We start from the raw sequence: 15,470 nt of genomic DNA, 5'->3' as shown, positions 1-15,470 counted from the left end.
CTTTTTATAAAAGTGGGAATTACTCATCGATCTTTTTAAATACTTTCTCGATCGGCGTGTAGTTTTCCAAGCTAAAATCAAAAGGAATTGGCTTTTTAAGTGTCACATCAAATTGCTTTAATCGAGCATTTTCTATGCCGTTGAAATGTTTGCGTTGAAAGGACATGGTGCTTGGTTCAAGGATAGCGATCGGCTCATTTGCTGAATCAGCTTGCGTATTGTTGGCTTTATAAATGACTAAACTATCTAATTCCAACTTATGATTATTGAAGTTAAAAATATAACCGACATACTTTTGCCCACTAGCCGTAATGATATTTTGTGCTAACTCTGGCGTGGATGGGGCAGTGAAATTCACAATAAGATCAGATGCGAAATTCATGTTCTCAAAATGTAATTGTTTCGAGTCAGCATCGTAGTAAACAAAATTATCAATAGGACCCTTTGGTCGATCATTCGGTGTATAGCTGCTTGGCATAAACAGACTTTGACCAGACGTAGCATTTAAACTGAGTTCTAATAGCTTTAAGTCATAATTGAGATGGGCATTTTTACTGTCCAGTTCTTTTTGAAGTGTCTGAATACGTTGTTGATATTGTTCTGTACTTTCAAATTGATCTTTTTGTGGTGGAACGACCTGCATTGTCGATCTTATATAATTGATGGCTGTATCATGCGCTGCACGCAAAGAATAGTCGTCACCTAAAGCAAAAGTGAATGCAGGAAATTGTTGACCTGTATGACCAATTACCAAAACTTGATTATTTTTTAAAGCCAGCACATTTCTTAAATCATTCAGAACAGATTGGAAATGCACACAGTTTGCACAATAGTCAGCCACATCCGAATTCTCAGCAAACATCTGCAAACCAGAGATGGTTTTATACGGTGGATAAAAAGAAAAATACCCTTCATCTTTTATTAATTCCTGAAAGCTTTCACCTGTTTGGGTGAGCGGAGGTGTAATTTTATTTCGAGCGATAATCAAAGGAGAAGAAACAGCCTGTGCAGAGGCAGCATCATTCAATGACATGTTTTCAATCTTTTGAGTTAGTTCCTTGTTCTCTACATCATCATTTTGTGGTTTTGAACAGCCGACCAATGCAAGGCTGGTGAGCAGCGCAATTGAAACGTATTTCATCCTATTATTTCCCCATCCAATATTTTTAAAGTTTTAAAAATGAACTATGAAATTGACTGTAATTTCAAATACATTCTGTTTGGCTGTCACAGGCTCTAGCGATGCTATTTCTGAGCAATAAGGACAACCAAAATAAGCTGTGCGATGAATTTCATGATTTTTATCCAGCACAAAACACCACTGACCAAAATGGATGCAGCAGTTAATTGATTCCTTGAATCAATCAGGACACAGCGAAAGCGTGCGATAAATGAATGGGAATGAAATGCCGAAAAGGCGGAGAAAGTGCAGGGGAATAAAGCACAGTAAATTGCGTCATGGTTGACTATTCCTTTTGTGATGAGAAGTAGTCTTACCAAATTACTGTCAAATAATGGTGGCAAGACTAGAAGGGTTGACAGACTGATACAAAAGGAAATCAGCGCACGCAAGCGTGCCCCTCCTAGCCTCACCATAAAGGCGTGACTTAAGAGAACGCACAAAAACCTATATCGCGTTTGTTGTGCGCCTTTTGTAAACGGTCTGTCAAAACCGACTGACAATGTAGGTCAGCCCTTGCATCATAATCGTTGCCAAAAAACAGGTCAATTGATCTGTTTAATCATCATTCAAAAATCGCCTAAAACTGATGATAAAAAACGCATTCTAAAAAAATACAAATACATAGCATCTAATTGAGAACGGTGTTTCTCCATTCGAGACGGCACCAACACATGCTTCAGCTACATCGCAATCATTTTGCCTGCTTCCCCAGTAGGCTTTTTTATTCATTTACAGGAAATACCACAATGAGTTTGCCATGTCCTTATTGCCAGTCTAGAGAGACGGTACAACTGCAATCACCCCAACATTTACCCAGTACCTCATCCAATAGCTCCTTTTCTAATGGTGTGATGTCACCGATGGCACTTGCCACATTAGGCGTGAGTGTTTCCAAAAGCCTGAATATTCCACCGATTGCAGGCGCAATTGTTGGGGTGTTGATCGGTGGTATCTGGATGTTGATCACTGAAGATGAACAGCAACAACCGCTACAACCCATTTCTCGCAGACAGTACTACTGCAATCACTGTGACCGCAGCTTTAGCCCGAATTTACGCAATTAAGCATTCAGCAAAATTTAAATCCAACGCTTTTACCCATTTTAAAATTGATACAGGAATTATTCTTATGGCACATTTAGTAGAAACAATGGCATTCACTGGACAAACCCCTTGGCATGGCTTAGGCAATGAACTCACCCCAAACCAACCTATAGAGGTCTGGGCACAACAGGCAGGTATGGATTGGCGGATTGAATCTTCAGATGTTAGTTACATGGCACAGAATGAAAAGGGGCAAAGCATTATCATGCCTTTTGAAGAGCAACGGGTACTTTATCGCTCAGATACCCACGCACCGTTATCGGTGGTGAGTCAGCGCTTTCAGGAAGTGCAACCGATGGAAATCCTACACTTCTACAAAGACTTGACCGAGCAATCAGGCTTTGAACTGGAAACCGCAGGCGTACTCAAAGGCGGTAAGAAATTCTGGGCATTGGCTAAGACAGGACAAACTTCGGCCTTAAAAGGCAAGGATGTCAGTAATGGTTATATTTTATTGGCAACAGCATGTGATGGCACATTGGCGACTACAGCACAATTTACCTCCATTCGGGTGGTATGTAACAATACTTTAGCGATTGCTCTCAAAGGACAAAATACCAGTGCAGGCGTAGTGAAAGTTCCGCACAGTACCAGATTCAATGCGGAACGCGTCAAACAGCAACTGGGGATTTCAGTTCGTGCATGGGATGAACACATGTATGAAATGAAACAACTGAGTCAGCGCAAGGTAACACAGCAGGAAGCCGCAGCCTACTTTGATGCAGTATTTAACAACACCAACTTGAGTATTGCTGAACAGGATGAAAGCATCATTCAGTTCTATCGAAATGCAGCCATGCCAAATCAAACACCATCCAAAGCCGACAATAAAACTGAACCGAATGGACGTGCCATGTCTAAAGTCATGACCATGTTTAACGGACATGGACGAGGCGCAGAACTCAGCTCAGCCAAAGATACGGCGTATGGTTTGCTGTGTTCCATTACGGAATTTTGTGACCATGAACGAAGAGCCATGAGCACTGATCATCGACTCGATTCTGCTTGGTTTGGGGCAGGTGCAGCCATTAAACAGCGTGGTCTGGAACAGGCATTGAGAATGATTGCCTAAATTCAGTTTCAGTTAAGTCTTCTACATTAGCCTAAGCAGACGGTAATACCGTACAAGCACAGTAACACCTTTAGCCACATTTCCAGATGTGGCTTTTTTTATGCCCAAAATTCAGCTTTTACGATTTTACTCTTACAGGAATAGTTGCAATGAATAGTCATACTCAAATTCAAAACACCTTAAACCATCCACCTTTACAACCCTATGTACCTAACTTAAATCAACCCACTCAACAGGTTGAGGTGGGAACTCGAAAACGAGATCGACCGAATACGCAACCACGAAAAACCAAAGCACCCACAGCCAAACGTCTTGCCAACACCAAACAGATGAATTACCAGCAATGGTTAGAAGTTCGAAAGCAGGGCATTGGTAGCAGTGATGCCGCTACCGCATGTGGACTCAATCCGTATATGTCGATGCTAGAACTATGGATGATCAAAACAGGTCGGATGCAACAAAACATTGAGGACGAAAGTGCAGGCTATGCACCCTTATATTGGGGCAAGCAGCTAGAACCTTTAGTCGCTGAGTACTACAGCATACACACCAATAATAAGGTACGTCGTGTCAATGCAGTGCTACAGCATCCCGATGAAGACAAACACTTTATGTTGGCGAATTTGGATTATGCCGTAGTGGGTAGTGAAGAAGTTCAAATCTTGGAATGTAAAACCGTGGGGGAATATGGCTCTAAGCTTTGGCGAGATGGTGTACCACTGTATGTACTGTGTCAGGTACAGCATCAACTTGCGGTGACAGGCAAACAAGCCGCGCATATCTGTGCCTTGGTTTGTGGACATGAAACTAAAATCTTTAAAGTGACCCGTAACGAAACGGTGATTCAGCACATCATTAATGCGGAACGTCATTTCTGGCAATGTGTGGAATCCGATATTCCACCAAGTGTGGATGCCTCGGACTCAGCAGCCAAAGCTTTACAACAACTTTATCCAGCACAAACGCCATTACTAGTAGAAGACCTCAGCCAAAATGAACAAGCCAACTATCTATTTAACCAATTGTTAGAGGAGAGACATAGGGTTGAGCAGCATCAACAGTATTTTGATGAACTCAAACATCAACTGCAAATGATGATGAAAGAGGCAGAACGAGCGGTATTTACAGGTGGTTCAGTCACTTGGAAAAAATCACAGGACTCAATCAGCCTAGACAGTAAATCCCTGCTTAAATTGCATCCTGAATATCTACAGCAGTTTCCACAAACCAAAGTGGGAACACGAAGATTTCAGATTTACCCGAATGGTGGATAGAGCAGATACGTATATCCAGCATTTCTTTCTTAAACAAACGTATCAACCACCAGAGCCACGTCAAACAACCCGATCCCATACCTCAACAGGTATGGGATTTTTTTATACCCAAAATTTTAAACAGCTATAAAGAGGACATCACCATGATTAAAGGCTTAGCAATTACACCACCCGTTTTAGGTCGTATTAGCATCGGCAAAATTGTCGAAAAGAATGGAAAACGACTCCCTGAAAAAGATGACCAATTTACCATTACCAGCCAAATCCAGAATAAGGATGGCTGGGTGAAACATCCACTGGATGAACAGTTACGTGCCAAAGCACAAAACCAGAAACTCAGAAGCATACCTGTACGAATGATTTTTAATGATCCTGAGCTCAACCTTAGAGCTGAGTACAGCCTTTTTGACCGCCAAACTGGACGCTTAATCTGTTCAGGCAATGGCGAAACCTGTCAGCGACTCGGACAAAATGGCATTGAACAACATCCATGTCCATCACCTGATTTATGCCCATTGGCGCAAGGTGGGCTGTGTAAACCTTATGGACGGCTGTATGTGAATCTGGATGAATCGGATGAGTTTGGCACATTCATCTTTAGGACCACAGGCTTTAATAGTATTCGGACATTGGCAGCACGGCTAAGTTATTACCATGCAGCATCGGGTGATTTACTTTCATGTCTGCCATTGCAACTAACATTGAGAGGAAAAAGCACAACACAAAGTTATCGTACTCCGATCTATTACGTGGATTTAACCTTAAGGGATGGCATAAACCTGAAAGATGCAATTAGCTCAGCCAAACAGATCGATGAACAAAGCAAGGCAGCAGGGTTTTATCAGGAGGCTTTGGACCATGTGGCACGACAGGGCTATGGCAATGCCAGCTTTGAGATAGGTGGTGAAGAGGGCTTGGATATTGTTGAGGAGTTTTATACTGAGGAAGCTAAATCTGAGCAACATCAGCAAACGCATGATTTAACTCATGTTCAGGATATTCAGAAAGGGTTGCAGCAGTCGGTTCAAGCTCTGAATTAAATACTGTTGGGGGCTAAGAAGCCCCCAACAGTAATATTGCTACTATTTTTTATTAAAAAATTTGAACTACTTATTGAATCAATAAACATTACTTAAGTATCGTTTATTTGGAGGGCGGTAGTACGTTAGGCTTTTGTAACATTAATCCATTTATAACTTTTTGTTGTCTACTATCCTCATTACGTAGTTGTTTATCTTTGGAATGATGGTCATCTTTATTCTCATCAACTTTGGTATCGCCATGGTTATGATCAGTAATATTACGTAATTCAGTATCATCTAAGGAGCGAATCGTTTTTGAAGTGCTAGGTTCAGCCCAAGATATTGTATTTAAAAATATGAGAAATAATAAATTGTACTTCATCCATGAAGTCATAGCGTGATCCTTTTTTACTCAATACCGACTACAGTGGTGATATAACCAGTGGCTAAAAGAATTGATAGACCTAATGACATCTCAAATAAAATGGCATAGCCCAATTGTTTCGCAAATTTCGGGTCTTGTAAGCGAGGTGTGAAATACCATTTGTTAAAGGCTGCTAACAATAAAATACTTAGGACAAATAATATTTTAATAATAAATCCATGCCCATAAGGTGTATTGATTAGAGTATTAAAATCTTTAAAGAGTAATAAAGCAATACTAAGACCACAAGCGATGAGTATTCCTACAATAAAGGCTGCTATTTGCCCAAATAGATGCATATGTTCTTTAAGTGGTAAGCCATTAATTTTTTTGCTTGTTTTCCATAATGGATAAAGCGACCCCATCCATAAGGACATTACAAGTACATGTATTGATAACAAAGCTTGAGCGAATAAGGGTAAATTCGTGACGTGTCCGAGTTGTGAAAAACTTAAAACGATTGGTGTGAGCAGTATGGTAAAGATTGCTCCTTCAGTTTTGGAAATATCAATCGTCCCTTTACTAAGTTTGACTATCATAAATATGAGTAAAAGTGCAAAACTGATTGATCGAATGATATAGACATGTCCAGTAGGAGTATTGACTAGTATATTTATATAGTTGCTATCCCACATACCTGAAAGGCCAGTGTTGGCAAAACTTCCTATAAGAATGAAGAAGCCGAGAACACTTGAAAAAAGACCTAAGCCTGTACCAATAGTTATGTATTTGAGAATAGTTTCCTTTATTTCTACATAACGTCCAAGTAAGAAGTAGGAGAAAGTACCACCAACAACAAATGCAATACCTAAATATAAAATGACTTTAACAAGCCATGATGCATATATCCAAGATTCAGGAATCATAATTTTCTCCATCGTAATAGCAACATGCCAGCAGTTCGCTGGCATGTTGCTATTAGCACTTGATTTTTATTTTGCTGATTTAATGGTGAAATTATATTCGCCATTCATGTTGTGGCCATCCGCTCCCATTGTGGTCCACACGACTGTATATTTTCCTTTTTTTAGTTTAGGTGCAGCGACGTCAAATGATTTTTTCATATCATGAGTTATTTTATAATTTAAAGGAATGTCCTTACGTTGTGCATCAAGTAACTTAACGTTCATTAGCATGACTTCTTCACCAAAATTGAGTGTTATGTTTTTTGGTTGACTTGCTACAGAAGCATTGATCGCAGGAATTGCACTTTCAAGTTTCACGTGTGCAAATGCACTTGAAGCAGTAACAATCAGTGTTGCACCTACGAGAGTGTTACGTAGAGCTGACATTTTATTTTGAAAAATTTTCATTTCTTCATCCTCTTTAAATTAATCTTGGGCCCAGTAATGACCGAATGAAATTCATTGATTGATAGCTTGGTCACCAACTTTGTAATCCTATTATCAAAGAAAGATAGAAACACTCCGATGACTTCAAAATTACATTTTTGTCATTTTAAAAATTGAAAAGTCACAAGTGCTACACTGACTATAAAGAAAATTTCGCTTATCTAATGATCAAGTAATAGGAAATTATTTACGTTTTAATCAATTTATTACTTTTAAAATTAAATATGAAGGAGGTTGTATGGACCATCATCATCACGAAGATAAAAATACACTTACTGATCCTGTCTGTGGCATGGCATTAAAAGAAACATCTCAATTTTATGAAAAAGTTGACAGTAAAACTTTCTATTTTTGCAGTGAAAATTGCTGGTTAAAGTTTAAGAATGATCCTGCTTTTTATATTAATAAACTAGCAAAAGCGACTAATCCAAAAGAGATTGGGATAAATTCAATTGTGGTTGATCAGCCGATAAATGTGAATACTTCTACTATTTACACTTGTCCGATGCATCCCGAAATTCAACAAAATCACCCTGGGAATTGTCCTAAATGTGGTATGACTTTAGAGCCTTTACTTCCAAATCTGGATGAAGCTGACGAAAACCCTGAACTAAAAGATTTTAAAAGACGATTTTGGTATACCTTACCTTTAACTCTTATCGTTGTATTTTTAGCAATGTTTGGTCATCAATTGAACTGGTTCGAAATGCAGGTGCAAAGCTGGATTGAACTGGTACTGACTTTACCAATTGTTTTGTGGGCAGGAATGCCATTTTTTGTGAGATGTTGGCAGTCAATTCTTAATCGGAGTCCAAATATGTGGACCTTGATTGGAATTGGTACAGGAGCTGCTTTTATATACAGCCTCATTGGAACTTTGGCTCCACAAGTATTTCCAGACTCTTTTGTTTCTATGGGACGTGTCGCTGTATATTTCGAAGCCACAGCAGCCATTATTTCGCTGACCTTATTAGGCCAAGTTCTTGAGTTGAAAGCTCGATCACAGACCTCGGCAGCAATTAAATCTTTACTTGGGCTAGCACCTAAGACTGCAAGAAAAATAAATGACGATGGTAAAGAAGAAGATATTCCTCTTTCCCATGTACATGTTGGAGATTTGCTCCGAGTACGACCAGGTGAAAAGGTCCCTGTTGATGGAGTTGTTACTGAAGGGTCAAGTTCTATTGATGAATCAATGTTAACAGGAGAACCTGTTCCCGTTACAAAACGTGAAGGCGATCAAGTAATAGGTGCAACAATAAATATGAATGGTTCATTAGTAATGCGTTCAGAAAAGGTTGGATCTTCAACGGTACTTTCTCAGATCGTACAAATGGTATCGCAAGCTCAACGTTCTAAAGCGCCGATGCAAAGAATGGCAGATCATGTTGCAGGTTGGTTTGTTATGGTAGTTATTGCTATTTCTGTGCTTACATTTTTTGGTTGGGGGGTATTTGGCCCAGAGCCTAGCTGGGTTTACGGGTTAATTAATGCTGTCGCAGTGTTAATTATTGCTTGCCCATGTGCTTTAGGCTTAGCGACACCTATGTCAATTATGGTGGCAACAGGTCGTGGTGCATCGAATGGTGTACTTTTTCGTGATGCAGCTGCAATAGAAAATTTACGTAAGATTGATACTTTAATTATTGATAAGACAGGTACTTTAACTGAAGGCCAACCCTCATTCGATAAGGTTATCGCTCTTTCGGGCTATGAAGAAAATGAGGTACTTCGGTTAGCAGCTAGTCTGGATCAGGGGAGTGAACACCCTTTAGCTGATGCAATCGTACGTGCTGCCCGTGAAAGAGATCTTGTACTGTCTAGACCAACATCTTTTGAATCTGGCTCTGGGATTGGTGTTAAAGGAGAGTTAAATGGACAACAATTATCTCTTGGTAATACAGCATTAATGGAACAGCTGGGAATATCAGTTAAAGCATTTGTTCCCGAAGCTGAAAAGTTAAGAGCCGAAGGTGCAAGTGTCATGCATTTAGCTGTGGATGGAAAACTGATAGGGTTAATAGCTGTTTCAGATCCAATCAAAGCAAGTACACCTGAGGCTGTTCTTTCATTAAAAGATTCCGGTCTAAGAATCGTAATGGCTACTGGTGATGGATTAACAACAGCTAAGTCTGTTGGCGCTAGATTAGGTATTGATGAGGTTTATGGTGAGGTTAAACCCGCAGATAAATTAGAATTGGTTAAGAAATTGCAAAAAGAAGGAAGAGTGGTTGCGATGGCTGGTGATGGGATCAATGATGCCCCAGCTTTAGCTCAGGCTGATATCGGAATTGCAATGGGTACAGGAACAGATGTAGCAATGAATAGTGCACAAGTTACTTTGGTAAAAGGTGATTTACGCGGTATAGAGATTGCTCGTTCATTATCAGAAGCAACCATTAAAAACATGAAGCAGAACCTTATGTTCGCATTTCTTTATAATGCTTTAGGTATTCCTTTAGCAGCGGGTATTTTATATCCATTTACTGGCTGGTTACTTTCTCCTATGATCGCAGCCTTAGCAATGAGTCTAAGTTCAGCATCAGTCATTGGTAATGCTTTACGACTACGTAGCCAAAACTAAGTTTTTCTGACTACTCATTATTTTTAACTATTAAAGATGAGTAGTCAGTAGTTGTTTATTTTTATATAAGCGATTAATTTTTAAAAATAATTTTAAAAGTTATGCGGCCATTATGATAGTCTGCTCTAATTGTTGCGCCATGTACATCAAGAATGGATTTGGTAATTGCTAGCCCTAAGCCAGTACCTTCCTCAACTCGCTGTCTGGAAGCATCTGTTCTATAAAAACGGTCAAATAATCGATTTAGCTGGTCTGATGATAAAGGTGAGCTTTCATTCTCAATTGTAAAAACAGTTTTATCAAAGCTTTGTTGGCAATTGATTTTGATCACTGAATCTGTTTTTCCATATTTGATCGCATTTGATAATAGATTACTGAGTGCTCGACGTAACATTGAAGGATCGCCATTTACATAACCTAGACCAGTTTGTTCTAAAGTCATTTTCTTTTCAGAAGCAATAGCATCATAAAAGTCAAATAAAGCTGAAATTTCTTTGACCAAATCAATTCTTTGTAAGTTTGGTAAATGCAAACCGTGTTCGGCTTTGGCAAGGAATAACATATCTGAAACCATCCGAGCTAAACGTTCAAACTCTTCTAAGTTAGAAAAGAGAACTTCCTGATAAGTATTGATATCTCTACTACGGGATAAACATACTTGGGTTTGAGTCATCAAATTATTAATAGGTGTACGAATTTCATGAGCAAGATCAGATGAGAAGTCTGATAATTTCTCTACAGCAGATTCCAGTCTATCTAACATATCGTTAAAAGCTATGGCTAAGGATCTAAGCTCTGTTGGCGTGTTTTCGACTTCTAAGCGTTCAGAAAGATGTTGAGCAGATATACCTTCTGCCACTTTTGCCATTTTTTGAACTGGGCGTAACCCTCGCCATGCTGCGAACCACCCTAAGAACATTAAACAAATTGTACCCACAAATCCAATGTATAGAAGTTGACGTCTAAAGTCATTTAAGAAATGTAGATGCTCAGAAGTATCGATGCCAACGACAATTTGAGCTGACATAATTGAGTCTTGATGATTAAAAGACTTTGTATAAATTAAACCACGGTAGGTTTTATTTTGAATGCTCCATTCAACCCAAGGCTTTCGTTTTGATTTATTGAGTGTTTGGGTATGAATGGTGGATGGTGCTGAACTAAAAATAATTTGACCCGTTGGTCGTTCAATTTGAACAATTAGATCATGATGACCAACTAAGGCATCTTTTAAATATAAATTCAATTCTTGAGAATTAGAAGGATTCTGTTCTAATAGATTCTCTATAAGTTGAATTTTACCTTCTAATTGAGTTCGGTCTTGAGCTTCGAAATGATGCATTACGAGTTGATGAATAACTAGTCCCATAATCATTAGAATGATTACGGTAGATAGAGAAAAAATAATAGCTATACGAAAGCTGATTGCATTAAACAATTTACGAGTCATCTTCAACCTCTAGAACATAACCCATTCCCCGTATGTTCTGGATTAGCTTAGGGCTAAAGTTACTGTCAATTTTACTTCTCAAACGTTTAATAGCGACTTCTACGACGTTGGTATCACTATCAAAATTCATATCCCAAATTTGAGAAGCTATGAGTGCGCGAGGTAAAATTTCACCACGTCTACGCATAAATAATTCCATCAGCGCGAATTCTTTAGCTGTTAAGTCAATACGTTGCCCAGCGCGAGTGACGCGGCGTTTACGAAGATCAAGTTCAAGATCAGCAATTGTAATAAGGTTACTATCTTCTTTTTGTTGTCCCCGTCGGAGTAAGCTTTTAATGCGTGCTAATAACTCAGCAAAAGCAAAAGGTTTTACGAGGTAGTCATCAGCTCCCAAATCTAATCCCTTAACTCGATCTTCAATTTGATCACGCGCTGAAAGAAATAGAATAGGCATTGTCTTTCCGCTTTTGCGAATATCATAAATGATATTCCAGCCATCTAATTTTGGTAACATAACGTCCAAAATGATGAGGTCATATTCTTCGGAAAGTGCTTGATGTTTACCTGATAATCCATCTGTGACCCAATCCGTAATATACCCAGCTTCAGATAGACCTTGTTTAAGGTAGTCACCAGTTTTTTGTTCATCTTCAACTAGTAAGATTCTCATTGATAAAAATCCAATATCACTCATTAAGAATATAATAACGTTATAAATACGTGATTCTTTGTAGATTACAAAAATGTCATTTTCATGTCATATAGATGTTTGGTGGTAGCCTTTAAGGTATTTGTATAAAGTTAATTTTTGGAGCAAAACATGAAAACTCTATTCCGTCGTAGCTTAACTACACTTATGTGTATTGGAACTTTAATTGCAGGAACTCAGTCTTGGGCAGCCGATGCTAAACAGGGAACCACTGTAGTCACTGAAACTAAAGCGGACTCAAAAATGTCAGAGAAATGCCAAAAACCTTGTAATATGAAGAATGATGAGAAAACCCAACAGGATCATAGTCAGCATGAGCATGGCAATATGGCTGATATGTCTCAGATGGATCACTCTAAGATGATGAATATGGATCAGTCTAAAATGGGTAATATGGATCATTCAAATATGATGAACATGGACCACTCAAAGATGAACATGTCAAATACATCAAATAAATAACAAATACGATAAATGAAAGATTGGGGAGATTAAAGCGAATAATTGGTTTGCTTGAGCTCCCCATCTTTATATTAGATAGGTGAAATAAATGTCTAAAAAATTAAGTCATGTCCTTTTAATAGGAGTTGGTTTATTTTCATCAACTTGGGTAATGGCGGCAGTTAAAGAATATGATTTAACAATCGCTGAACAAACTGTAAATATCACAGGAAAACCAGTTGAGAGAATTACTGTAAATGGTAAATTCGTTGCACCACTTCTTGAATTTGAAGAAGGTGATGAGGCCGTTATCCGTGTTCACAATAAGTTAAAAAATCAGGACTCTTCAATCCATTGGCATGGCTTATTATTACCTGGAATTATGGATGGTGTACCTGGATTTAACAAATTTAATGGCATTGCCCCTAATAAAACTTATGAATATAAGTTTAAAGTCCGCCAAAATGGTACTTATTGGTATCATTCACATAGTAAAGGACAAGAACAAGACGGTTTATATGGTGCTTTTGTTATTTATCCTAAAGATAAAACTCCACTAACAGCTGCTGAAAAAACCGATAAAGATTACGTTGTTTTGCTTTCTGATTTTCATAATTCGACAAGTGATCAAATTATGAAAAATCTTAAAAAAGAAGCAGACTACTATCAGAACCGCCGCGAAACAGTATTCGATGTATTAAAACAAGTTAAACGTGATGGGCTAAAAGCGACTTGGCAAGACCGTTCGATGTGGAATCAGATGCGAATGCTCAAGACTGATATGTCTGATGTGACAAAATATACTTTTTTGATGAATGGTAAGACTCCAGAACAAAATTGGATTGGTAATTTTAAGACGGGTGAAAAAGTACGTCTTCGGTTCATTAATGCCTCAGCAATGTCATTCTTTGACGTCAGAATCCCTAACTTGAAAATGACGGTAGTCAGTGCAGATGGGCAGCCAGTGAAACCTGTTCCTGTTGATGAATTCAGAATAGGAACGGCTGAAACGTATGATGTCATCGTAGAACCTAAACAATCAAATTATCAAATTGAAGCAGAATCAATTGATAGGAGTGGCTTTTCAGTTGGTTCATTACATGATGAAAATACTCCTCCAATAAATCAAATCAAAATGCCGAAGTCACGTCCTCGTTCTTTATTAACTATGGAAGATATGGGGATGGGGCATGATATGTCGTCTATGGCGGGCATGGATCACGATATGTCTTCAATGAAGGGCATGAATCACGACATGTCTTCGATGAAAGGTATGGATCATGACATGTCTTCGATGAAAGGCATGAATCACGATATGTCTTCTATGAAAGGCATGAATCACGATATGTCTTCTATGAAAGGTATGAATCATGATATGCCGATGAATAGCGCTACTGTTAAGTCGGCTTCAGACAAGAATGATAATACCGTATTTGGATGGGCAAATGCTTCAACACCCGTTGGTCAAAAAGCACTCCAGTATAGTGATTTACAATCTTTAAACCCTCAACCAGATACTCGTGCCCCTGAACGTGAAATGGAAATCCGTCTTGGTGGGAATATGGAGCGCTACATTTGGACAATTAATGGTAAGAAGTTTAATGAAACAGAACCATTCAAAGTGAAATATGGGGAACGTATACGCTTGAAATTTGTGAATGACAGTATGATGGCTCACCCAATGCACTTGCACGGTATGTTTATGCAGCTTGAAAATGGTCAAGATCCAAGTAATATGCCAAATAAACACACGATCATTGTGCCACCAGGGAAAACAGTTACAACTTTACTTACTGCTGATGAATTAGGTGAATGGGCTATCCACTGCCATTTGTTATATCACATGGCAGCTGGAATGATGAACAAACTCATTGTGGCAAATGTAGATAGCAATGATGTTGATTCAAAAAGTATCGTTGCCCAACCCCATGCAAATGATAAGGGAGTGAATCAACATGCAAACCACTAAAAAACTTTTTTCAAAAACACTTTTATCAGTTGCTTTAATTGGTTTAGCAGGTATGGCATTTGCGAATGATAATTCGACTGAAAATCTAAATAAGAGTACTTCAAGTATGAATGTGCTTTTAAGAGAATCAGGCGGATTAGGTTATGTTGAACGCAATGTTGCTCAAAAAACTTCAAAAGACAAAGGAATTGAAACTTTAACTCTTAGCCAAAATCATGATAAACATCTGAACGAGCATGGTGGGCAGATTTACCAAACAACTAAATTTTCCAATGAGTGGATAGTTGATAAAGATGGTAAAGGCAGTTTAGGTTCGAGTTTCGAAACATTGATTGGAACAGATGAAAATCGAATGTTTGTTGAAGCCAATCTGAATAAAGCAGAGAGTAATGATCCCAATTATGATGTATCAGCTCTTTACAGTAGAAATGTTGCACCATTTTGGGATGTTCAAGCTGGGGTAAGGTATAGTGAGGACAAAAATAACCGTAATAGTAATCGCATTGATGGTGTTATTGGATTATTAGGTCTTGCTCCTTATTTCTTTGAGACAAAAGCTTACCTTTATGGTGGTGAAAATAATTTTTGGGGAGCCAGTTTTGATTTCGACCGTGATTTATTACTCACTCAAAAGTTGATTACTCAGCCATATATTGAAGCAGATGTTGTGTTTAATGATAATTCTGACTTTGCATCAAAGACGGGATTGTCAGAATTGAAGACAGGTATTAAAACTCGTTATGAGATTACCAAACGTATCAGACCATTTGTTGATATAGCTTATCAATATGAAAAAGGGCAGAAATTAACAACTTTTCAAGAAGCTACAGATTCTGAAAAGGGGTGGTTATACGGGGCAGGCATTGAATTAGTTTTCTAAATAT

Annotated in this window: 14 protein-coding genes; 8 read left to right on the top strand and 6 right to left on the bottom strand. The window is 38.5% G+C overall.

Going from position 1 to position 15,470, the window contains the following annotated elements:
- Positions 1 to 19: 19 nt before the first annotated feature.
- Positions 20 to 1,141 carry a hypothetical protein gene (locus NGC85_RS10775; protein WP_050041584.1) on the bottom strand — a complete coding sequence of 374 codons (1,122 nt, stop codon included), beginning with the start codon at positions 1,139 to 1,141 and terminating at the stop codon, positions 20 to 22.
- A gap of 788 nt (positions 1,142 to 1,929) precedes the next feature.
- Here NGC85_RS10775 and NGC85_RS10770 point away from each other — a divergent pair.
- The 4 genes from NGC85_RS10770 (at position 1,930) to NGC85_RS10755 (ending at position 5,672) form a co-directional block, all read left to right on the top strand.
- Positions 1,930 to 2,247 (top strand): hypothetical protein, encoded by a 318-nt coding sequence (locus NGC85_RS10770; protein WP_050041585.1) that lies wholly within the window; start codon positions 1,930 to 1,932, stop codon positions 2,245 to 2,247.
- Between the two features lie 64 nt (positions 2,248 to 2,311).
- On the top strand, positions 2,312 to 3,358 hold the full coding sequence (locus NGC85_RS10765) for a DUF932 domain-containing protein (protein WP_050041586.1): 1,047 nt from the start codon (positions 2,312 to 2,314) through the stop codon (positions 3,356 to 3,358).
- 149 nt (positions 3,359 to 3,507) lie between these two features.
- Complete coding sequence (locus tag NGC85_RS10760) at positions 3,508 to 4,632, top strand: YqaJ viral recombinase family protein (RefSeq protein ID WP_050041587.1); 1,125 nt, start codon at positions 3,508 to 3,510, stop codon at positions 4,630 to 4,632.
- A 143-nt stretch (positions 4,633 to 4,775) separates the two neighbouring features.
- Positions 4,776 to 5,672 carry a hypothetical protein gene (locus NGC85_RS10755; RefSeq protein ID WP_050041588.1) on the top strand — a complete coding sequence of 299 codons (897 nt, stop codon included), beginning with the start codon at positions 4,776 to 4,778 and terminating at the stop codon, positions 5,670 to 5,672.
- Positions 5,673 to 5,775: 103 nt separating this feature from the next.
- On the opposite strand, the gene NGC85_RS10750 is transcribed toward NGC85_RS10755, so the two are convergent.
- The 3 genes from NGC85_RS10750 to NGC85_RS10740 form a co-directional block, all read right to left on the bottom strand.
- Entirely contained in the window at positions 5,776 to 6,048 is a 273-nt protein-coding gene (locus NGC85_RS10750) for a hypothetical protein (RefSeq protein ID WP_005159403.1), read from the bottom strand.
- A gap of 14 nt (positions 6,049 to 6,062) precedes the next feature.
- Complete coding sequence (locus tag NGC85_RS10745; protein ID WP_050041688.1) at positions 6,063 to 6,944, bottom strand: copper resistance D family protein; 882 nt, start codon at positions 6,942 to 6,944, stop codon at positions 6,063 to 6,065.
- Positions 6,945 to 7,010: 66 nt separating this feature from the next.
- Positions 7,011 to 7,391 (bottom strand): copper resistance protein CopC, encoded by a 381-nt coding sequence (locus NGC85_RS10740; RefSeq protein ID WP_050041589.1) that lies wholly within the window; start codon positions 7,389 to 7,391, stop codon positions 7,011 to 7,013.
- Between the two features lie 277 nt (positions 7,392 to 7,668).
- Between NGC85_RS10740 and NGC85_RS10735 the strand changes: the two genes are divergently transcribed.
- Positions 7,669 to 10,014 carry a heavy metal translocating P-type ATPase gene (locus NGC85_RS10735; protein WP_254731004.1) on the top strand — a complete coding sequence of 782 codons (2,346 nt, stop codon included), beginning with the start codon at positions 7,669 to 7,671 and terminating at the stop codon, positions 10,012 to 10,014.
- Positions 10,015 to 10,087: 73 nt separating this feature from the next.
- Here NGC85_RS10735 and NGC85_RS10730 read toward each other — a convergent pair whose 3' ends face one another.
- Both NGC85_RS10730 and NGC85_RS10725 read right to left on the bottom strand, forming a co-directional pair.
- Positions 10,088 to 11,464: a heavy metal sensor histidine kinase gene (locus NGC85_RS10730; RefSeq protein ID WP_004959365.1), complete on the bottom strand. Its 1,377-nt coding sequence runs from the start codon at positions 11,462 to 11,464 to the stop codon at positions 10,088 to 10,090.
- Positions 11,454 to 12,137: a heavy metal response regulator transcription factor gene (locus tag NGC85_RS10725; protein WP_002058525.1), complete on the bottom strand. Its 684-nt coding sequence runs from the start codon at positions 12,135 to 12,137 to the stop codon at positions 11,454 to 11,456. The genes NGC85_RS10730 and NGC85_RS10725 overlap by 11 nt, the downstream gene beginning before the upstream one ends.
- Positions 12,138 to 12,287: 150 nt before the next feature.
- Here NGC85_RS10725 and NGC85_RS10720 point away from each other — a divergent pair, with 150 nt between their 5' ends.
- From NGC85_RS10720 to NGC85_RS10710, 3 genes are all read left to right on the top strand, one after another.
- The gene (locus NGC85_RS10720) at positions 12,288 to 12,638 is read left to right on the top strand and encodes a hypothetical protein (protein WP_002058521.1); all 351 of its coding nucleotides are present in this window, start codon (positions 12,288 to 12,290) and stop codon (positions 12,636 to 12,638) included.
- Between the two features lie 88 nt (positions 12,639 to 12,726).
- Positions 12,727 to 14,586 carry a copper resistance system multicopper oxidase gene (locus tag NGC85_RS10715; RefSeq protein WP_050041591.1) on the top strand — a complete coding sequence of 620 codons (1,860 nt, stop codon included), beginning with the start codon at positions 12,727 to 12,729 and terminating at the stop codon, positions 14,584 to 14,586.
- Positions 14,573 to 15,466 carry a copper resistance protein B gene (locus NGC85_RS10710; protein ID WP_005159431.1) on the top strand — a complete coding sequence of 298 codons (894 nt, stop codon included), beginning with the start codon at positions 14,573 to 14,575 and terminating at the stop codon, positions 15,464 to 15,466. Before NGC85_RS10715 ends, NGC85_RS10710 begins: the two co-directional genes overlap by 14 nt.
- The last annotated feature ends 4 nt before the right edge of the window (positions 15,467 to 15,470 follow it).

It is taken from the genome of Acinetobacter sp. Z1, from assembly GCF_024296945.1.
In the GTDB taxonomy this organism is placed as follows: domain Bacteria; phylum Pseudomonadota; class Gammaproteobacteria; order Pseudomonadales; family Moraxellaceae; genus Acinetobacter; species Acinetobacter beijerinckii.
This window is presented reverse-complemented; position numbering and strand designations above follow the sequence as displayed.

Bases quoted from the DNA above. Each gene is read 5' to 3' on its own strand.
- NGC85_RS10775 (WP_050041584.1), bottom strand. From the start codon at position 1,141: ATGAAATACGTTTCAATTGCGCTGCTCACCAGCCTTGCATTGGTCGGC.
- NGC85_RS10770 (WP_050041585.1), top strand. From the start codon at position 1,930: ATGAGTTTGCCATGTCCTTATTGCCAGTCTAGAGAGACGGTACAACTG.
- NGC85_RS10765 (WP_050041586.1), top strand. From the start codon at position 2,312: ATGGCACATTTAGTAGAAACAATGGCATTCACTGGACAAACCCCTTGG.
- NGC85_RS10760 (WP_050041587.1), top strand. From the start codon at position 3,508: ATGAATAGTCATACTCAAATTCAAAACACCTTAAACCATCCACCTTTA.
- NGC85_RS10755 (WP_050041588.1), top strand. From the start codon at position 4,776: ATGATTAAAGGCTTAGCAATTACACCACCCGTTTTAGGTCGTATTAGC.
- NGC85_RS10750 (WP_005159403.1), bottom strand. From the start codon at position 6,048: ATGACTTCATGGATGAAGTACAATTTATTATTTCTCATATTTTTAAAT.
- NGC85_RS10745 (WP_050041688.1), bottom strand. From the start codon at position 6,944: ATGATTCCTGAATCTTGGATATATGCATCATGGCTTGTTAAAGTCATT.
- NGC85_RS10740 (WP_050041589.1), bottom strand. From the start codon at position 7,391: ATGAAAATTTTTCAAAATAAAATGTCAGCTCTACGTAACACTCTCGTA.
- NGC85_RS10735 (WP_254731004.1), top strand. From the start codon at position 7,669: ATGGACCATCATCATCACGAAGATAAAAATACACTTACTGATCCTGTC.
- NGC85_RS10730 (WP_004959365.1), bottom strand. From the start codon at position 11,464: ATGACTCGTAAATTGTTTAATGCAATCAGCTTTCGTATAGCTATTATT.
- NGC85_RS10725 (WP_002058525.1), bottom strand. From the start codon at position 12,137: ATGAGAATCTTACTAGTTGAAGATGAACAAAAAACTGGTGACTACCTT.
- NGC85_RS10720 (WP_002058521.1), top strand. From the start codon at position 12,288: ATGAAAACTCTATTCCGTCGTAGCTTAACTACACTTATGTGTATTGGA.
- NGC85_RS10715 (WP_050041591.1), top strand. From the start codon at position 12,727: ATGTCTAAAAAATTAAGTCATGTCCTTTTAATAGGAGTTGGTTTATTT.
- NGC85_RS10710 (WP_005159431.1), top strand. From the start codon at position 14,573: ATGCAAACCACTAAAAAACTTTTTTCAAAAACACTTTTATCAGTTGCT.